The 299-nt window shown below is 35.1% G+C and carries 1 rRNA gene; it reads right to left on the bottom strand.

The window, feature by feature from the left end:
• Nucleotides 1-228: 228 nt before the first annotated feature.
• Nucleotides 229-299 (bottom strand): 16S ribosomal RNA (locus LDK52_RS19980); the annotation flags it as partial.

Here is a 299-nt window from a genome sequence, read left to right as displayed (position 1 = left end):
AAAGTTAAAAAGTCTTACACGTTGTGATTACGTAAATAATCACAACAGAATTTCTTGTTGTTTATTGTTTCAATGTCGTTTTATCCAGTTTTCAAAGAACAAGTGGTTTGTTCCAATGCAAAAATTGCAGGAACAAGAATTGAATTTTCATGGTTAAATGAACATTCAAAACTGAACTGCAAAACGTTAAGATACGAATAAAAATTCGTATTCCGATATTATCCTTAGAAAGGAGGTGATCCAGCCGCACCTTCCGATACGGCTACCTTGTTACGACTTCACCCCAATCATCTGTCCCA

This window comes from Psychrobacillus antarcticus (genome assembly GCF_029533155.1).
GTDB lineage: Bacteria > Bacillota > Bacilli > Bacillales_A > Planococcaceae > Psychrobacillus > Psychrobacillus antarcticus.
This window is presented reverse-complemented; position numbering and strand designations above follow the sequence as displayed.